Annotated in this window: 17 protein-coding genes; 7 read left to right on the plus strand and 10 right to left on the minus strand. The window is 73.1% G+C overall.

What is annotated here, in order from left to right; all coding sequences use genetic code 11:
• The first annotated feature begins 34 nt into the window (after positions 1 to 34).
• Entirely contained in the window at positions 35 to 1,561 is a 1,527-nt protein-coding gene (locus M8542_RS46580; protein WP_257926848.1) for an FAD-binding oxidoreductase, read from the plus strand.
• On the opposite strand, the gene M8542_RS46585 is transcribed toward M8542_RS46580, so the two are convergent.
• Both M8542_RS46585 and M8542_RS46590 read right to left on the minus strand, forming a co-directional pair.
• A complete protein-coding gene (locus tag M8542_RS46585) occupies positions 1,558 to 3,003 on the minus strand; it encodes an aldehyde dehydrogenase family protein (protein WP_257926849.1) in 1,446 nt (481 codons plus the stop codon). The genes M8542_RS46580 and M8542_RS46585 overlap by 4 nt on opposite strands.
• A 55-nt stretch (positions 3,004 to 3,058) precedes the next feature.
• Positions 3,059 to 4,093 (minus strand): zinc-dependent alcohol dehydrogenase family protein, encoded by a 1,035-nt coding sequence (locus tag M8542_RS46590; RefSeq protein ID WP_257926850.1) that lies wholly within the window; start codon positions 4,091 to 4,093, stop codon positions 3,059 to 3,061.
• A gap of 74 nt (positions 4,094 to 4,167) precedes the next feature.
• Here M8542_RS46590 and M8542_RS46595 point away from each other — a divergent pair, with 74 nt between their 5' ends.
• Complete coding sequence (locus tag M8542_RS46595; RefSeq protein ID WP_257926851.1) at positions 4,168 to 4,770, plus strand: rhomboid family intramembrane serine protease; 603 nt, start codon at positions 4,168 to 4,170, stop codon at positions 4,768 to 4,770.
• Here M8542_RS46595 and M8542_RS46600 read toward each other — a convergent pair.
• Entirely contained in the window at positions 4,758 to 5,222 is a 465-nt protein-coding gene (locus M8542_RS46600) for a hypothetical protein (protein WP_257926852.1), read from the minus strand. The two genes, M8542_RS46595 and M8542_RS46600, sit on opposite strands and share 13 nt — an antisense overlap.
• 81 nt (positions 5,223 to 5,303) lie before the next feature.
• Positions 5,304 to 5,855 (minus strand): DinB family protein, encoded by a 552-nt coding sequence (locus tag M8542_RS46605; RefSeq protein ID WP_257926853.1) that lies wholly within the window; start codon positions 5,853 to 5,855, stop codon positions 5,304 to 5,306.
• Between the two features lie 124 nt (positions 5,856 to 5,979).
• Here M8542_RS46605 and guaA point away from each other — a divergent pair, with 124 nt between their 5' ends.
• The gene (gene guaA / locus M8542_RS46610; protein ID WP_257926854.1) at positions 5,980 to 7,536 is read left to right on the plus strand and encodes a glutamine-hydrolyzing GMP synthase; all 1,557 of its coding nucleotides are present in this window, start codon (positions 5,980 to 5,982) and stop codon (positions 7,534 to 7,536) included.
• A 71-nt stretch (positions 7,537 to 7,607) separates the two neighbouring features.
• On the opposite strand, the gene M8542_RS46615 is transcribed toward guaA, so the two are convergent.
• Positions 7,608 to 7,850: a hypothetical protein gene (locus M8542_RS46615; RefSeq protein ID WP_257926855.1), complete on the minus strand. Its 243-nt coding sequence runs from the start codon at positions 7,848 to 7,850 to the stop codon at positions 7,608 to 7,610.
• A complete protein-coding gene (locus M8542_RS46620) occupies positions 7,843 to 9,135 on the minus strand; it encodes a PspC domain-containing protein (protein ID WP_257926856.1) in 1,293 nt (430 codons plus the stop codon). Before M8542_RS46620 ends, M8542_RS46615 begins: the two co-directional genes overlap by 8 nt.
• Positions 9,136 to 9,208: 73 nt before the next feature.
• Between M8542_RS46620 and M8542_RS46625 the strand changes: the two genes are divergently transcribed.
• The 3 genes from M8542_RS46625 (at position 9,209) to M8542_RS46635 (ending at position 12,294) form a co-directional block, all read left to right on the plus strand.
• On the plus strand, positions 9,209 to 10,105 hold the full coding sequence (locus M8542_RS46625) for a glycoside hydrolase family 6 protein (protein ID WP_257926857.1): 897 nt from the start codon (positions 9,209 to 9,211) through the stop codon (positions 10,103 to 10,105).
• A 205-nt stretch (positions 10,106 to 10,310) separates the two neighbouring features.
• Complete coding sequence (locus M8542_RS46630; protein ID WP_372508791.1) at positions 10,311 to 11,606, plus strand: PspC domain-containing protein; 1,296 nt, start codon at positions 10,311 to 10,313, stop codon at positions 11,604 to 11,606.
• Between the two features lie 7 nt (positions 11,607 to 11,613).
• Complete coding sequence (locus M8542_RS46635; protein ID WP_257926859.1) at positions 11,614 to 12,294, plus strand: response regulator; 681 nt, start codon at positions 11,614 to 11,616, stop codon at positions 12,292 to 12,294.
• A 3-nt stretch (positions 12,295 to 12,297) separates the two neighbouring features.
• Here M8542_RS46635 and M8542_RS46640 read toward each other — a convergent pair whose 3' ends face one another.
• The gene (locus M8542_RS46640; RefSeq protein ID WP_257926860.1) at positions 12,298 to 13,266 is read right to left on the minus strand and encodes a DMT family transporter; all 969 of its coding nucleotides are present in this window, start codon (positions 13,264 to 13,266) and stop codon (positions 12,298 to 12,300) included.
• 98 nt (positions 13,267 to 13,364) lie between these two features.
• On the opposite strand from M8542_RS46640, the gene M8542_RS46645 reads away from it, so the two are divergent.
• Positions 13,365 to 14,267 (plus strand): LysR family transcriptional regulator, encoded by a 903-nt coding sequence (locus tag M8542_RS46645; protein ID WP_257926861.1) that lies wholly within the window; start codon positions 13,365 to 13,367, stop codon positions 14,265 to 14,267.
• Here the strand turns inward: M8542_RS46645 and M8542_RS46650 are convergent.
• The 3 genes from M8542_RS46650 to M8542_RS46660 form a co-directional block, all read right to left on the minus strand.
• Positions 14,264 to 15,373 (minus strand): serine/threonine-protein kinase, encoded by a 1,110-nt coding sequence (locus M8542_RS46650; RefSeq protein WP_257926862.1) that lies wholly within the window; start codon positions 15,371 to 15,373, stop codon positions 14,264 to 14,266. The two genes, M8542_RS46645 and M8542_RS46650, sit on opposite strands and share 4 nt — an antisense overlap.
• 16 nt (positions 15,374 to 15,389) lie before the next feature.
• Entirely contained in the window at positions 15,390 to 17,009 is a 1,620-nt protein-coding gene (locus tag M8542_RS46655) for a serine/threonine-protein kinase (RefSeq protein WP_257926863.1), read from the minus strand.
• A 215-nt stretch (positions 17,010 to 17,224) separates the two neighbouring features.
• On the minus strand, positions 17,225 to 18,103 hold the full coding sequence (locus tag M8542_RS46660) for a hypothetical protein (RefSeq protein ID WP_257926864.1): 879 nt from the start codon (positions 18,101 to 18,103) through the stop codon (positions 17,225 to 17,227).
• Between the last annotated feature and the right edge of the window lie 31 nt (positions 18,104 to 18,134).

An 18,134-nucleotide genomic window follows, 5' to 3' on the forward strand; every position in this document is an offset into this window, starting at 1 on the left:
GTCCTCCGTGTAGTGATCAGGGGCGCGGAGGCCGGTGCCCGGTTCTAGACTGAGCCTCCCCGGCAGCGAGGAGTCCGATGTGGACAACGTGAACCGCAGGGCGTTCCTCCGGATCACGGGCGTCTCGGCGGCCGGTGCCGTCGCCGCCGCGTGCGGACCGGGCGGTCCGACGACGCCCGTTGCGTCGAGCGCGCCGACCGCGCCGCCGACGTCCGCACCGCCCGCCACGCGGCCGCCCACCGGCCCGCCGAACTGGGACGACCTGCGCACCAAGCTGACCGGTGACCTGCTCCGCCCGGGCGGCGAGGGCTACAGCACCGCCAAGCGCGCGTTCAACCCGCTCTTCGACGGCGACAACCCGGTCGCCGTGGTGCAGGCGGCCAACGCGCAGGACGTCCAGGCCACCGTCCAGGCCGCCGCGGGCCGCGTGACGCTCGCCGCGCGCAGCGGCGGCCACTGCTACGCCGGCTACTCGGTGCCCGAGAGCGGCCTCGTCGTCGACGTCGCCGGAATGAACAAAGTGGACATCCAGGGCACCCAGGCGGTGATCGGCGCCGGCGCGAAGCTCAAGGACGTCTACGCCGGGCTGGCGCGGGCCGGGCGTGCGCTGCCCGCCGGCTCCTGCCCGACGGTCGGGATCGCCGGGCTGACCCTCGGCGGCGGCATCGGCGTGCTCTCCCGCAAGTACGGCCTCACCTGCGACCACCTGAGCTCCGCCCAGGTCGTCACGGCCGACGGCAAGCTGCTGACGGCGTCCGCGAGCTCCGAACCGGACCTGTTCTGGGGCCTGCGCGGCGGGGGCGGCGGCAACTTCGGCATCGTCACCGAGTTCACCTTCGACACCGACCCGGCGCCGAACCTGACGGTGTTCTCCCTGCACTTCCCGGCCGGCTCGGCCGCCGACGTGCTCGGTGCGTGGCAGCAGTGGATCACCGCGATGCCGCCCGAGCTCTGGGCGAACATCGTCGTCTCGGGTGGCTCGCCGGTGCAGTGCCGCGTCGGCGGCTGCTACGTCGGCGGCGCGTCCGGGCTGAACACGCTGCTGAACAACCTCACGGCCAACGCCGGCGCGCGGCCGACGCAGCGCACCGTGAAGAGCCTCGACTACCTCGGCGCGATGAACTACTTCTCCGGCAGCTCGAACCGGCAGTCGTTCGTGGCGTCGTCGCGGATCATCACGAGCCCGGTCGACCCGGCGAAGGTCGTCGCGCTCGCCGACGGCCGCGCGGGGATGGACCTGCTCATCGACGGCCTCGGCGGCAAGGTCGGCGAGCCGGCGAAGGACGCGACGGCGTTCTGGCACCGCGACGCGCTGGCCAGCGTCCAGATCTACGCGCCCGCGACGGCGAAGACCCGGCCGGCGGCGGCGAAGTCGGTGGGCGAGGTCGTCGCGGGGCTCGCCGCGGCCGGCGCGGGCGGCGGGTACGTCAACTACATCGACCCGGCCCTGCCCGACTGGAAGACCGCCTACTACGGCGACAACGCCAAGCGGCTGCAGGACGTCGCCAAGAAGTACGACCCCTACAGCGTCTTCCGGTTCGGGCAGAGCGTGGTCGTTTAGAGGTCGATGCCGGTGAAGACCGTGACGCGTTCCTCGGTCAGGTCGTGCATCGCGGCGAGGACGCCTTCGCGGCCGACGCCGGAGCCTTTGACGCCGCCGTAGGGCATCTGGTCGGCGCGGTAGGACGGGACGTCGCCGATGATCACCCCGCCGACCTCCAGCTCGGCCGACGCGTGGAACGCCAGCTGCACGTCGGTGGTGAAGACGCCGGCCTGCAGGCCGTACGCGGATTCGTTGACCGAGCGGAAGGCCTCGTCCACACCGTCCACAACGGACACCGCGAGCACCGGCCCGAAGATCTCCTCCGCCCACGCCTTCGTGTCCGGCGGGACGTCGGTGAGCAGCGTCGGGGCGACGGTCGCGCCGTCGCGGGTGCCGCCGGTGAGCACCTTCGCACCCGCGGCGACGGCCTCCTCGATCCACGCGACGATCCGCTCGGCGGCGGCTTCGTCGACGACCGGGCCGACGTCGGTGTTGCGGTCGTACGGGTCGCCCGTCCGCTGGGCTTCGACGGCCTCGACGAGCGCGGGCACGAACTCGGCCGCGACGGCGGCGTCGACGATCACCCGCTGCACGGCGATGCAGGACTGCCCGGCCTGGTAGTTGCCGAAGGTCGCGATGCGGTGCGCGGCACCCTCGGGGTCCGGCCAGTCACGCAGGACGACGGCCGCCGCATTGCCGCCGAGCTCCAGCACGACGTGCTTGCGCGGCGCCGCGTCCTTCAGCGACCAGCCGACCGGGCCCGAGCCGGTGAACGACACGACGGGCAGCCGCGGGTCGGCGACGAGCTTCCCTGTCTCCTCGTTTCCCAGCGGCAGCACCGAAAACGAGCCTTCCGGCAGGTCGGTCTCGGCCAGGATCTCGCCGAGGATCAACGCCGACAACGGCGTCCGCGGCGCAGGCTTGACGATGATCGGCGCGCCGATCGCCAGGGACGGCGCGACCTTGTGCGCCACCAGGTTCAGCGGGAAGTTGAACGGCGCGATGCCGAGCACCGGCCCGCGCGGGACGCGGCGGGTGAGCGCCAGCCGCGCCTCGCCCGCCGGGTCGGTGTCGAGCCGCTGGACGTCGCCGGTGAACCGGCGGGCCTCCTCGGCGGCGATGCGGAAGACCGAGACCGCGCGCTTGACCTCGGCCTCGGCCCACTTGAGCGGCTTGCCGTTCTCGGCCGTGATGACCTCCGCGATCTCGTCGGCGCGGCCGGCGAGCACCCGCGAGACGTGCTCCAGCGCGCCCGCGCGGACGTGCGCCGGAGTGGCGCGCAGCTCCTTAGCGACCGACACGGCGGCGGCGACCGCGCGCTCGACCTGCTCCGGCCCGGGCACGGCGACCGTGACGACCTCGCTGCCGTCGTACGGGTGGTGCACGACGAGGGTGGTGGCGCCCGGCTCCGGGCGGCCGGCGATCCAGGCGGGGCGCGGCTCGGGGGTGATCATGTCCATGCGTACCAACGTAATCCGGGTGGGGGAGCGGGCGTGGGACCCCCACCCGGACGGGTCACGGCTTGATGAGCACCTTCAGCGCCTCGCGGTCCGCCATCGCGCGGTAGCCGTCCGGCACGCCTTCGACGTCGATGGTCCGGTCGAAGACGCGACCCGGCTGGTACTTGCCGTCCAGAACGTCCGGCAGCAGCTCGGGGATGTAGTGCCGCGCCGGGGCGACCCCGCCGGTGATGGTGACGTTGCGGCGGAACACGCCCACGCCGGCGGGCGCGTCCTCGTACTGCGGCAGGCCGACCCGGCTGACCGAGCCACCCGCGCGCACGGCCCCGACGGCCATCTCGAAGGCGCCCAGCGTGCCGACGCACTCGAGGACGGCGTGCGTGCCCCGGCCGTTCGTCAGCTCGCGCACCTTCTCGACGCCTTCCTCGCCGCGTTCGGCGACGACGTCGGTCGCGCCGAACTCGCGGCCGAGGTCGGTGCGGGCCTGGTGCCGGCCCATCAGGACGATCCGGGCGGCGCCCAGGCGCTTCGCCGCCAGGACCGCGGAAAGCCCGACGGCCCCGTCGCCGATCACGGTGACGTTCTGGCCCTCGCTCACCCGCGCCTTCACCGCGGCGTGGTGACCGGTCGAGAAGACGTCCGACAACGTCAGCAGGGACGCGAGCAGGTCGTCGTCCTCGGTGGGCGGCAGCTTGACGAGCGTGCCGTCGGCCTGCGGGACGCGCACGGCCTCGCCCTGGCCGCCGTCGACGCCCTTCGCGCCCCAGCCGCCGCCGTGCAGGCAGGACGTCTGGAGGCCTTCGCGGCAGAACTCGCAGGTGTTGTCGGACCAGACGAACGGCGCGACGGCGAGGTCGCCCTTCTTCACCGTCGTCACGTCGGCGCCGGTCTCTTCGACGATCCCGAGGAACTCGTGCCCGATCCGGCGGCCGTGCTCACGCGGCGGCATGTCGGCGTACGGCCAGAGGTCGCTGCCGCAGATGCAGGACCGCACGACCCGCAGGACGACGTCGGTCGGCTCGGCCAGTTTCGGGTCCGGGACGGTTTCGACTCGCACGTCGCCGGCGCCGTAGATGACTGTCGCTCGCATACTGGGGCCTTCCCGTGGAGGTTCGTGACAAACGTCGGGGGTGCGACGGCGGTGGCGCGCCTAGATTTTCGTCCATGACCACGCGCCCCGCATCCCGCAACCCCTTCGCAGCCCTCGCCGGCGCGGCCCGACGGCCGTACCTGACGGCGGCGGTCTTCGCGGTGACACTGGCGTGCGGGATCGCGCAGCTGGCCCACCCGCCGCTGTACGACGCGGTCGTGCGCGACGCGGCCCGTATCGACGCGGGCGAGTGGTATCGCCTGGTGACGGGCATGTTCTTCCAGGACGGCTGGGCGTTCGGCCTGGTCTCGAACCTGGTCTGGCTGGCGGTGTTCGGCACGCTCGCCGAGCGCGTCTTCGGCCGCGCCCGGTGGCTCCTGCTCTACTTCGGCTGCGGCCTGTTCGGCCAGGTGATGAGCTACCTCTGGCTGAACCCGGTCGGCGCGGGCAACTCGATGTGCGTGGTGGGCCTGCTCGGCGCGCTGGCCGCGGTCGTCACGGTGGCGTCGCGCCGCTACGGCGTGGTGCTGCCGCTCCAGTTCCGGGTGCTGGCGTTCGCGCTGCCGGTGCTGGCCGTGGTCGACACGCTGGTGCACGACAACCACGGCCTGCCCGCCCTGCTCGGCATGGCACTCGGCTACCTGCTCCTGCCGCGGACCGTCGCTCAGTCCGGGTAGCGGCCGCCGAGCCGGAGCCAGTGCGCGACCAGCTCGATCTGCACGGGGACCGCGAGGACCTCGGCGAGGGCCGCCTCGGCCTCGCGGGCCGCTTCTTCGGTGCGTTCCCAGGCTTGCTCTTCGAGGCCGGCGTCCGAGCCGAGCACGCGCACGGACGGCCCGCCCGCCCGCAGCTCCGCCCGGGCCTGGGCGGCGGCGATCAGCTCGCACCGCAGCTCGTCGGCCCGGCCGAGGTCCTCGGTGTGCCGGGCGTCGAGGACGAGCCCGCTGCCCGAGCGCGCGCCGTGCCGGACCGCGATGCGCAGGAGGTCGTTGCTGAACGCGCGCGTTTCGGCGGGCACCCACGACAGCCGTTCCCAGTCGGGCGGCGGCTGGTCGTCGACGCGGCAGACCGCGTACCCGGGCACGTCGCACCAGGTCAGCCGGTCGGGCGGGCGGAGTCGGTAGAGCATGCGCTGGCCCCCTAGGCGGTGGCGGGCCCCGGTCGGAGCCGCCCTCGATACCCGTTGAGTCGGCGCGGTGGTGACTCGGCGTTACAGCGAGCGGCTCCGGTAGAGGTCGCGCAGCAGGAGCACCTCGGCGCAGTGGTGGATCATCTCGCGGTGGATGTGCAGCACCAGCGTGGCCATCGGGTACTCCGCGTACGGGCCTTCCGCCGGCCCGCACGCCCGGGCGAGCGCGTCCTCGTCGAGGGCCTTCACCCCGGCGATCCACCGGGCGTAGTACTCGTCCAGCAACGCCATCGCCTCGGCGGCCGTGCCCGGGTACGGGTAGTCGTCGTACGTCATCGCCGGCCCGCCGAAGTGCGACGCCGACCGCATGCCCAGCACGCCGACGAGGATGTGGTTCAGCCGCCAGGCGATCGTCGTGACCGGCGGCGGGGTCGGCTCGGGGAAGGCGAAGTCGATGGTGAACGGGCCGCTGCCCGGTTCGTCGTCGGACTTCCGGGCGCGCACGGTCCAGCAGTCCGGGACCGGCTCCCAGAAGTACTCGTCGTCGGTGAGCCCCTCGAGCTTCGGCCGCGCGTGCACGGTCCAGTGGAAGTCGAGCTGGTCGGTCAGTTCCTTGGTCCAGTTCACAGCCATACGCAGACCGTAGAACCGCTCGCGGACAGGCGCTGTCCTCGTTCGCAACCAGGGCCGGGGCCCGGGTGACCCGGCCCACCTGGGACGATGGTGGGGAATCCCGCCGCAGCCAGGAGGTCGCCAGGTGCCCAGTCCCACCGGTCCGGTTCTCGTCGTGGACTTCGGGGCGCAGTACGCGCAGCTGATCGCCCGGCGCGTCCGCGAGGCACAGATCTACTCGGAAGTGGTCCCGCACAACGCGTCCACCGAAGAGATCCTCGCGAAGAACCCGGCGGCGATCATCCTCTCCGGCGGCCCTTCGAGCGTGTACGCCGAAGGAGCGCCGGGCATGGACCCGAAGCTCACCGAAGCCGGCGTCCCGATCTTCGGCATCTGCTACGGCCACCAGCTGCTGGCCAGCGCGCTCGGCGGCGTCGTCGAGCCGACCGGTGTCCGCGAGTTCGGCCGCACCGAGGTCCGCGTGACCGGCGACGGCGGTGTCCTGCACGCCGGCCTGCCCGCGCACCAGCCCGCCTGGATGAGCCACAACGACAGCGTCACCAAGGCCCCGGAGGGCTCGGTCGTCACCGCGTCCTCCGACGGCGCCGAGGTCGCCGGCTTCGAAGATGTCGAGCGCCGCTTCGCCGGCGTCCAGTACCACCCGGAGGTCGCGCACTCGCCGCACGGCCAGGAGGTGCTGCGCCGGTTCCTGCACGACATCGCGGGCATCAAGCCGCAGTGGACGACGTCGTCGATCGTCGAGGAGCAGGTCAAGCGGATCAGCGACCAGATCGGTGACGGCCGCGCGATCTGCGGCCTGTCCGGCGGGGTCGACTCCGCCGTCGCGGCCGCGCTGGTCCAGCGCGCCATCGGCGACCGGCTCACGTGCGTGTTCGTCGACCACGGCCTGCTGCGCGCGGGGGAGCGCACCCAGGTCGAGCGCGACTTCGTCGCCGCCACCGGCGTCAACCTGGTCACCATCGACGCGCGCGAGCGGTTCCTCGACGCGCTCGCCGGCGTCACCGACCCGGAGCAGAAGCGCAAGATCATCGGCCGCGAGTTCATCCGCGTCTTCGAGCAGGCCGAGCGCGACCTCAAGGCCCAGGGCGACTACAAGTTCCTGGTCCAGGGCACGCTGTACCCGGACGTCGTCGAGTCCGGCGGCGGCGAGGGCACGGCCAACATCAAGAGCCACCACAACGTCGGCGGCCTGCCGGACGACCTGCAGTTCGAGCTCGTCGAGCCGCTGCGGCTGCTGTTCAAGGACGAGGTCCGCCGGGTCGGCCTGGAGCTGGGCCTGCCCGAGACGATCGTGCAGCGTCAGCCGTTCCCCGGCCCCGGCCTGGGCATCCGCATCATCGGCGCGGTCGACGCCGAGCGCCTCGAGACCCTGCGCGCGGCCGACCTGATCGCCCGCGAGGAGCTGACCGCGGCCGGGCTGGACCGCAGCATCTGGCAGTGCCCGGTGGTGCTGCTCGCGGACGTCCGCAGCGTCGGCGTCCAGGGCGACGGCCGGACGTACGGGCACCCGGTGGTGCTGCGGCCGGTGTCGTCGGAGGACGCGATGACCGCGGACTGGACGCGCCTGCCCTACGACGTCCTGGAGCGGATCTCCACGCGCATCACCAACGAGGTGGCGGAGGTCAACCGGGTGGTGCTGGACGTGACGTCCAAGCCGCCGGGCACCATCGAGTGGGAGTGACCCTCCCCTGAACAGGACTCGAGGCCCTGGCGTGGGATCCAGGGCCTCGAGAGTGAGTGGTGTGTCCGGTGCTAGCGCCGGCGCTTGCCGAACGACGCGCCGAGGAGCATGAGCCCCACGAACACCGCGCCGCCGGCGATCACCCAGCGGAAGTCGAAGTGCGGCAGCCAGCTCGCGCCGTCCGAGAGGACGTAGGCGGAGATCAGCAGCGTCGCGACCCCGACGATCAGGGTGAAGACGTCCAGCCCGCCGCGCTTCGCGGGCGGCTGGGTTTCCGCCGGGTTGTCGTAGGCGTAGGGGTTGTGGTCAGCCACGGCGCACCTCCACGTTGCCCACGCTGTTCTTGACGTGCAGGGTGATCTGCTGGCCGCCGGGGCCGTCCGTGCCGTAGTCGACGCCGGTCAGCGCGTCCTGGCTGATGCCGTCGGTGGAGCGGTCGAAGCAGTCCGCCGAGCCGGCGCCGGTGTGGCAGTCGTAGGTGACGTCGGCGGTCTCCGGGACGGTGACCTTGGTGTCGCCGGCGCCGTTGACCACGTTGGTGGTGATCGGCGACCCGGCGGGCAGCTTGGTCAGGTCGAGGTCGATGTCGCCGGCCGCGTGCTGGTAGAGCGGCTTCAGGGCGGTCACCGTGCGCGGGGTCTCGTTGAGGTCGCCCGCGCCGCCGCGGAAGTCGAAGTTCTGGAACGGCGCGCTCGTCAGCACCATCCCGGCGATCGCCAGCGGCACGGCGAGCCCGATCAGGCCACGCCCGCCGCGGGCGAAGGCGCCGGCGACGAGGCCGATGCCGACCACACCGAGGACCAGGCCGACGATGTGCTGGGCGTCGAACCAGGTGGCGCCGTTGAGGGCGGCCAGGACCCCGCCGCCGGCGGTCAGCACGGCGAGGCCGAAGGTCGCCGAGCCCACCTTGGAGCGGCGGCGCGGCTCGGGCCGGTAGGACGGTGACGGCGGCGGCACGGGCGGCGGCTCGTGCGGGGCGGGCGCGTCGGGCAGGTCCCAGCCGGCCGGATCGGCGGCGAGGGGGTCCCAGCCCCGCTCCGGCGACTTCGCCTCGGCGGTCGCGGTGTCGGTCATCGTGAAAGCTCCGTTCCCGGTGAAGGCTCCGGACCGCGAGCGCGGGGTCACCGGCGCGGGCCGGTTGCTCTGGCCGCGGTTGCGGTGCAGCAGGTAGAGAGCGGTGGCGATGAGCGCGAACCCGATCAACCCGCCGCCGTCGAACCAGCCGCCGCTGAAGCCGCCCCCGAAGCTGACGACGGTGAGCACGGACAGCACGACGGCGAACGCCGGCGACACCGACGACCGGCCGCGGCCGATCAGCCCTTCGAAGCCGGACACCTCGTCGCTCTCGCCCGGCAGGAACAGCCACCCCAGCAGGTAGAAGGTCACCCCGAAGCCACCGAAGACGGTCGCGACGACCAGGGCGATCCGCACGACGACGGGGTCGATCCCGTACCGGTACCCGATCCCCGCGGCGACGCCGGCGACCTTGCGCCCGGCGTGCGGCCGCCGCGGGCGGCTGGCCCAGAAGTCCTTGACGGTCTCCTCGAAACCGTTCAGGGCACCCGGCTTCGGCACCCGTGTCTCACTCGCACCACTCATACCGGAAATCATGCGGCACCCGAGGTCGGCGGACATCCGGGATGGTCCCTGAGGTTTCCCGGAGAATGGCCGGGTGACCCGATGGCTCGCCCTCATCCCGGTGCTCGCGCTGCTGGCGGCGTGCGGCCCCTACGCGGGGGACAAGCGCCCGCCCTCGACCGCGGTGTCGTTCCCGTTGCTGGCCGGCGCCGACGACTTCTACGTCGACCCCGGCAATCCCGCCGCGGCCTGGGTCCGCTCGGCGCCGCCGGGCCCCGCGCGCGAAACGATCGCGACGCGGATCGCGAGCCGGCCGGCGGCCCGGCTGGTCACGGTCCCGGCGGACGCCGGCCCGTTCGTCGCGGCGGCGGCCGCGGCGAAGCGCAAACCCGTCCTGCTGGCCGACGCCACCGGCGACTGCGCGGCCGAGACGTACCACCGGTGGTTCACCGCGCTGGCGGCCGCGATCGCCGGGCGGCCCGCGGTCGTCGTCGTCAGGGTCGCCGCGTGTCCCGCCCTCCGGGCCGCCGCGCTCGCCGACGCCGTCCGCACGCTGCGCGCACCCGCGACGGCCACCCTGCTGGACGTCTCCGACCTCGGCTTCCCGGACGACGCGGCCCGGCTGCTGACCGCCGCGGACGTCCGCGACGCGGCCGGGTTCGCGCTCAACGTCGGCCGCTACGCCGACGACGGCCGGCTGACCGCGACCGCGGAAGCGATCCTTTCCCGCCTGGCGACGTCGACCGGCCGCACCGACTACCTCCCGCTGTTCGACACCGCCCGCAACGGCGCCGAAGTCACCGGCGGCTGCAACCCCGCCGGCGCGAAGACCGGCGCGTGGGAGCGGATCGACCGGGCGGGGAAACCGCAGGGACTCTGGCTCACCACTCCCGGGACGTCCGACGGCCCGTGCGGGACCGCGCCCGGCAGCCGCCGTGGCGAATTCGACCCGGACCTGGCGATCCGTCTCGTTCCCGAGCCCGGGCACTAGGTGGTGTCCGGTGAGTCTGCTCGATGGGCTTCGTGATCCAGGTGGTTCCTGGCGGTGCGGGCGGAGCACCCTCGTACTGGGCCGTACTCGGGTGATCCGCCCGTGCCGTCAGGGGCCGCCTGGGCGCGAAGACCGCGAGCTTGACTCGCAGGACGCCGCCTAGGCGGATCAGGGGTTTCCCCGATGCCACCGCACGCCACGGCGTGTGACCATGGACCCCGTGCAGGACTCCCTCGACCACGTCACCCCCGACCAGGTGGCCATCCCGGAGAAGCCCAAGATGTTCCGGCGCCGGTCCGGGCGGGCGATCGCCGGGGTCGCCGGCGGGCTCGCCGACCACCTCGGCGTGCCGGTCGTCTGGGTGCGGACGGCCTTCGCGCTGCTCGCCGCGCTGAACGGCGCCGGGCTGCTCGCGTACGGCCTGCTCTGGGTGTTCGTCCAGCAGAAGTCCGAAGAGACCGCCGAAGCGCCGACGTCGAAGGAACGGCAGCAGGCGTTCGGCCTGGTCGCGCTGGGCGTCGGCCTCGCCGTCGCCAGCGGGACGCTCACCGGGTTCATCAGCGGCTGGGTCGCCGTGCCGCTCGCGGTCGCGGCGTTCGGTCTCGCCGTCGTCTGGCGCGAGGCCGACGAGTCGCAGCGCCGCCGCTGGCGAGTCGGCGCGAAGGACGGCTTCGCGGGGGCGTTCCTCGGCGGGGGCGGCTGGTCGGCCGCGATCCGGATCGTCGCCGGCGTCGCGCTGGTGATCACCGGCGTCACCGTGGTCGTGCTCCGCAGCGGCACCCTCGACCAGGTCCAGTTCGCGTTGATCGCGGTCGTCGCGACGCTGATCGGCGTCGCCGTGCTGACCGTGCCGTTCTGGCTGCGCCTGGTCCGGGACCTGTCCGACGAGCGCAAGGCGCGCATCCGCACCGACGAGCGCGCCGAAATCGCCGCGCACCTGCACGACTCCGTGCTGCAGACGCTCGCGTTGATCCAGAAGCAGAGCGAGCAGCCGCGTGAGGTCGCGCGGCTGGCCCGCAGCCAGGAGCGCGAGCTGCGCGGCTGGCTCTACGGCCCGAACGGCTACGGCAAGCCCGCCGAGAAGCCCGAGGAAGCGAGCGGCCAGCTCTCCGAAGCGCTGGCGACGGCGTGCGGCGAGGTCGAGGACACGTTCGCGATCTCCGTCGGCCAGGTCGTCGTCGGCGACGCGGAGCTGGACGAGTCGCTGGTGGCGCTGGTCCAGGCGGCGCGCGAAGCGATCGTGAACGCGGCGAAGCACGCGGGCGTCGAGGAGGTCAGCGTCTTCGCCGAGGTCGAGCCGACGTCGGTGACGGTGTTCGTCCGCGACCGCGGCAAGGGCTTCGACCCGGACCTGGTGCCCGAGGACCGGCACGGCCTCGCCGACTCGATCCGCGGCCGGATGACCCGCCACGGTGGCTCGTGCAAGGTGCGCACCGCGCCGGGGGAGGGCACGGAAGTGCAGCTCGCCATGCCGGTGAAAGCGGGCAAGGGGGCAGCGTGAGGCGGCTATGCTCGACGACGTGACTGACACGCGGCGTGAACCGGTGAAGGTGTTCCTGGTCGACGACCACGCGCTGTTCCGCGCGGGGGTGCGCACCGAGCTCGACTCGATCACCGACGAGGTCAAGGTGGTCGGCGAGGCCGGCTCGGTGGCCGAGGCGGTGGCCGGCATCGCCCGCACCAAGCCCCAGGTGGTGCTGCTCGACGTCCACATGCCCGACGGCGGCGGCGCGGAGGTCCTGCGCCGGGTCCGCCCGGAGCTGCCGGACGTGGTGTTCCTGGCCCTGTCGGTCTCGGACGCGGCGGAGGACGTCATCGCGGTCATCCGCGCGGGCGCCCGCGGTTACGTGACGAAGACGATCTCCTCGAAGGAGCTGGTCCGCGCGGTGGTCCGGGTCTCCGACGGCGACGCGGTGTTCTCGCCGCGCCTGGCGGGCTTCGTGCTGGACGCATTCGCCGACCGCCCGGGTTCGGCGCCGATCAACGACCCCGAGCTGGACCTGCTGACCCCGCGAGAGCGAGACGTGCTGCGGCTGCTGGCGCGGGGGTACGCGTACAAGGAGATCGCGTCGGAGCTGTTCATCTCGGTGAAGACCGTGGAGACGCACGTTTCGAGCGTGCTGCGGAAGACCCAGCTTTCGAACCGCTACGAGCTTTCCCGCTGGGCCTCCGACCGCCGTCTCGTCTGAGCTTCAGTCCGCCAGAGGAGCGAGAGGCCTCGGCGTCCGCCCGGTGGTGTCGTCACCAAGCCCATCCGCCTGGTCACCCGGCTCCGCCGTGACCCCTCGCTCCGGCTTCGGGAGGCGGGTCAGCGCGACCCCGCCCAGCACCACGAGCATCCCCGCGATCACCCGCAGGTTCAGCTGCTCACCCAGGAACACCGCGCCCAGCAGCACCGAAACCACCGGCAGCAGGTACCCGACGACCGAAGCCGCCACCGCGCCTTCGCTCGCCAGGAGCTGGTAGTTCAGCGCGAACGCGATGCCCGTCGAGCCGATGCCGAGCACCAGCACCGCGAGCAGCGGCACCGGGGACACGTGCACCGGCGCGAACCCGCCCGCCGGCAGCGCGAGCACCAGCATCCCGCTCGCCAGCAGCATCTGGCCGGCCGAGATCGAGTACGGCGAAAGCTCGGTGGACGACAGGTACTTGCCCTCGTAGACGAACGCGAAGCCGTAGCTCGCCGCCGCCGCGAGGCAGGCCAGGGCACCCCAGCTCAGCAGGCCCGACGCCTGCCAGGGCGCGAAGATCAGCAGGATCCCGGCGAGCCCGATCACCAGGCCCGCGAGCCGGGCGCCGGCCATCCGCGACGACGTCCCCATCAGCGGCGCCGCCAGCAGCACCCACAGCGGCGTCGTCGAGTTCAGCACCCCCGTGATGCCCGAGTCGACCGTCGTCTCGCCGATCGCGAACAGCAGGAACGGCAGCGCGTTGTGGAAGAACGCCGCGACCGCCAGGTGTCCCCACATCCGCCGGCCGCGTGGCAGGCGCGCCCCCTGCAGCCGGCACAGCACCAGCAGCATCGCCGCGCCGAGGACCAGCCGCGCCAGGACCAGCTGCACCGGCGAGAACATGTCCAGCCCGAGCTTGATCCAGAAGAAGCTCGATCCCCACATCAACGCCAGCGCGCCGATCCGCAGCAGGGTCTTCGTCTCGCCCACCAGTCCTCCTTCGATCATCGCCAGCTTCGCGCCGCCGAGACGTAAGGACAAGCGAAAATAACTGCAGGAACGCTTAAGCTCAGCTGTACGATCGGGGCATGCTCGACGTCCGCCGCATGCAGGTCCTGCGCGCCGTGATCACCAGCGGGTCGATCACCGCCGCGGCCCGCAACCTCGGCTACACGCCGTCCGCGATCAGCCAGCAGCTCTCGGCCCTGGAACGCGAAGCCGGCACCGAGCTGCTCGAACGCGTCGGCCGTGGGGTCCGGCCCACCGCGGCGGGCTCACTGCTGTCCGAGCACGCCGAGACGCTGAGCACCGAGCTCGCGAAGGCCGAAGCGGCGCTCACCGAGCTGAAGGCGGGCCGCATCGGCCGCGTCGCCATCCGCTACTTCGCGACGGCCGGCGCGTCCCTCGTCCCGCCCGCCATCGCCGCGGTCCGCCGCGAGCACCCCGGCGTCCGCCTCGACCTCAAGCTCGTCGAGCCGCAGGACCCGATGGCCGACGTCGAGGCGGGCGAAGCCGACGTCGCGATCACCGTCTTCCCGCGCCGGACCCCGCCCGCCAAGGGCGTCGAGCTGGTGCACCTGCTCGACGACCCGTACCGCGCGGTCCTGCCGAAGACGCACCCGCTGGCCCGCAAGCGCGTGCTGGACCTGACGGAGTTCGCCGAAGAGCCGTGGGTCGGCGTCGACGGCCTGCCCGGCGTCTGCCGCGAAATCCTCGACAGCGCCTGCGCGTCCGCCGGGTTCGCGCCGAACGTCGTCGTCGAGTCCGAGGACTACCAGACGGCGCAGGGGTTCGTCGCGGCCGGCATCGGCGTCGGGCTGATCCCCGAGCTCGGGCTCGGCGCGCAGCACCCCGGCGTGGTCGTCCGCAAGATCCGCAACCCGGAGCCCGCCCGCGCGATCCACGCCGCGGTCGCGTCGCGGGCGTGGGGCCACCCGGCCGTCCGCACGCTGCTCGAAGCCATGCGCGCGGCGACCGCCAAGGTGGCTTAGACGAAGAACAGCTCCGAGACGAGGATCCCGACCAGCACGGCCGCCAGGATCGCGGCCACGGTGATCAGCGTCTTCTTCGACACCGGCAGGTTCCACGCCTGGGCCTGGGCCTGGGCCTGCGGTGCCTGCGGCGGCGGTCCCGGCGCGTACTGCGTCGGCGGCGGCACCGGCTGCATGCGCTGCGTCTCTTCCGCCGGCGAGTAGCCGCCGGGCGCGGCGACCGGGATCTGCTGCTGGAACTGCGGTCCCGACGGCGGCATCGGCGGCGGGGCCGCGGGCGCCAGCCCCGGGTTGAACGGCGGGGTCGGCGGCGGCGGGAGCCCCGGCGCGGTCGGCGGGATGAACGCCGTCTCGCGGCCTTCGGTGATCGCGTTCAGCGACCGGACGGTGTCGGCCATCGTCGGCCGGGTGGTCGGGTCGGACCGCAGCATCTTCCGCAGCGCCGCGGTCAGCACCCCCGCGTTCTGCGCGGGCCGTTCCGACGACTGCCCGTCGTCCCCGAAGGGCGGCACGCCCTCGACGGAGGTGTACAGCGTCGCGCCGAGGGAGAAGACGTCCGCGGCCGGCGTCGGCGGCAGCCCCCGCGCGACCTCCGGCGCGACGTACGCCGCGTGCGGCCCGCCGCCGCTGATGCCGATGTCGGTGAGCTTCACGCCGCCGTCGTCGGCCAGCAGCACCGTGCCCGGCTCGAGCGTGCGGTGCACGAACCCGGCCGCGTGGATCGCGGCGAGCGCGTTGCCGAGCTGGATGCCCAGCTGCGCGGCCTGGTCCGGGGTGAGCCGGCCGTGCTCGGCGAGGAACGTCGCCATGCTGCGGGACGGGATGTACTCCATCACCAGCCAGACGTCCTGGCCGTCGGGCAGCACGTCGAACACCTTGATCGCGCTGGGGTGCTCGATCCGGGCGGCGTCCTTGCCCTCCTGCATGGCGCCCGCGCGCGCCTGCTCGGCGCGGTCACCGCCGCCGACCGGGAGGTACATCCGCTTCATCGCGACGGTGCGGAACAGCCGCGTGTCGAACGCGAGCCACACGATGCCCGCGCGGCCGCGGCCGATCGGCTGGTCCAGCCGGAACCGCCCGCCGACGATGGTGCCTTCGGAACTCAACACAAACCTCGGTGCATCAGGTGTTGCCACCGGTCGCCGTGGGCGAGGTCGGCGGCGTCGGAGTTTCGGAATCGGTCGGAGGCGCGGAGGATGACGTAGTCGGTTTTGTGCTCGGCTTGGTCGGCGTCGTCTCCGGCTGTGTCTGCCGCGGCGTTGTGCGCTTCGACGACGAGGTCGTCTCCTCCACCGGCGGCGGGACATCCGCCGTGGTGGTGGGCTCCTCCGTCGTCGAGGGCTGCGACTCCGACGTCGCCACCGGCGTCGGCTTGCTGCTCGACACCGGCGCCGCGGGCGCCTCCGGGTTGTTCGGGCTCAGCAGCCAGACGGCCAGCGCGACCAGGCCCACGACCACGACGCCGCCGATGATCGCCGGGCGCTTCCAGGCGCCGGGCTTCTCGTCGTCGTCATCGACCGGGCCGGTCGCGCGCCGCGGCGGCGGGGGCGGCGGCTCGTCGTCGTAGTCGTCGTACGGCTCGTCCGCGTACGGGCCCTGCTCGTGCGGCGGCACCGGGACGGCCCGCGTCGCGGCCAGGCCGGGCGGCACGCCGCCGGCGTACTGGTTGTCCTCGGGGTAGTGGTCGTACCCGTCGTAGTCGTCCTCCGGGTAGCCGGTGCCCTCCGGGTAATCGTCCTCGTCGTAGTACGGCACGGCCTGCGTGGGCGCCTGGCCGCCGTCGAGGAGGCTGCCCGAGTGCCCCGCCGGGATCTCGTCGAACATCTGCGTCGCGTTCGGGTCGGCCATCGCGGCCGCGCCGAGGACGCCGGCGGACGGCGCCATCATGGTCTCGTCGGCCGGGGCGCCCAGCGGCGTCTCACCGCGGGCGACGGCCGCGAGCAGCTCCTCGCACTCTTCGGCGGTCGGCCGGTGCTGGACGTCCGGGTGCAGCAGCACGGCCAGCACGCTGGCCAGCGGCCCGGACTGGCGCGGCGGGATGATCTGCCCGGCCGCGACCGCGTGCAGCAGGCTCAGCGTGTTCTCCGACAGCCCGAACGGCGGCTGGCCCTCGCAGGCCGCGTACAGCGTCGAGCCGAGGGAGAAGACGTCGGACTCCGGGCCCGGGTCACCACCGATGGCGACCTCGGGGGCCAGGTAGGCGGGGGTGCCGGCGATCATCCCGGTCTTGGTGACCGTGACGTCGTCCTTGGCGCGTGAGATGCCGAAGTCGGTGATCTTCACGGTGCCGTTGCCGGCCAGCAGGATGTTGCCCGGCTTGATGTCGCGGTGCACGATGCCGACCGCGTGCGCCTCGCGCAGCGCCGCGGCGACCTGGGCGCCGATGCGCGCCACCTCGGTCGGCGGCAGCGTGCGGCGTTCCTGCAGCACGGCGGCCAGGCTGGTGGAGTTCAGGTACTCCATGATCAGGCACGGCTGGCCGTTGTCGTCGGTGACGACGTCGAAGACGGAGATCGCGTTCGGGTGGTGCAGCCGCGCCGCGATCCGCCCCTCGCGCATCGTCCGCTGCCGGGCGTCCTCGGCGTCGTGCTCGTCCAGGTGCGGCTGGAGCAGGAGTTGCTTGATCGCCACCGTGCGGCCCAGGACCTCGTCGTGCGCCTGCCAGACGGCCCCCATCGCGCCCGTGCCGATCCGGCCGTCGATGCGATATCGACCGGCGACCAGACGACCCTCGTCGCTCACGCGACCTCCCTTTGGGCTCCGACTTCACCAGGGCGTGAGGATCGGTGCCTGGTGCCGCGGCCGCGAACACGCCGCTTCGCTGGAGCGTATGCACATGTCGTGGGCTGTGTGCCGGCTTCACTGAGACCGGCCCGTGACAAGGCTAGGCGCTCACTCTGCGCACACGAATCCGGTACAGGCACTTGAACCACGGGTGAAGGAGTGATCGCCCAGGGCTACATGTATTGGGCCGAGACGAGCTCGGCTTCGGTGATCAGCCCACCCGTGTCGGCGACCCGGAACAGCTGCGTGACGCGCACGAGCCCGCCGTCCGGCCGCCGCAGTGTCGCGACCGCCAGGATCGAGCCGTCCGGGTTGATCTGCGTGTCGCCCTCCTGGACGTCGATGGCGTCCATCGAGCTCCAGGTGCGGACCAGCTCGCCGGCGGCGCCGTCGGCCAGCGTCGGGCTCAGCTGCGCCAGCGCGCCGGCCGGGTTCTGCGCGATCGCGGCGTAGAACTGCTTGACGGCGTCGATCTTCCGGCTCGCGCTGCGCTGGTCGGCCGCCTTGTCGGGCACCGCGTCGGCCTTGGCCGTCTCGGCCTGCGGCTGCGGGCTGCCCCCGGTGGACTCGGCGGCCGAGGGGCCGCCGCCGGAGTGCGTGCTCGACGTGGCCGGCCCGTGCTGCTCCGGCGTGCCGCCGCCGGCCTGGTGCTGCGGGACGGCGAGGCCGCCGAGCTCCGCGGCGCCGGTGAAGCCGGCGGGCGTGGACTGGCCGTCGGCGGAGACGGCGCGGTGCGCGCTGGTCAGCATCGGCGCGGCGACCACCGCCCCGGCGACGAGGGCGCCGGCGGCGACGAGCCCGGCCAGCTTGGCGCGGCGGGCGAACCGGCTTTCGGGATCTCCGGCGGCCTCGGCCTGCGCCTGCTCCCGCTGCTCCGGCTCACGCTGGCCGGCCTCGGGCCGCTGCGGCACGAACCGCTGCGGGTCGCGGAAGACCTGCTCGAGATAGTCGCGGTCGGCGTCGCCGACGCCGTCGAGAATCTCGGCCGGGATCACGTCCTCGACGCGGACGGCGTGGGGTGTCTCCCGCCGTGTGCGCTGCCGATCAAGCACGAAAGTCCTCGCTCTGGGGTTCCGGGGACGG

The organism is Amycolatopsis iheyensis, from assembly GCF_024703995.1.
In the GTDB taxonomy this organism is placed as follows: Bacteria; Actinomycetota; Actinomycetes; order Mycobacteriales; family Pseudonocardiaceae; genus Amycolatopsis; species Amycolatopsis iheyensis.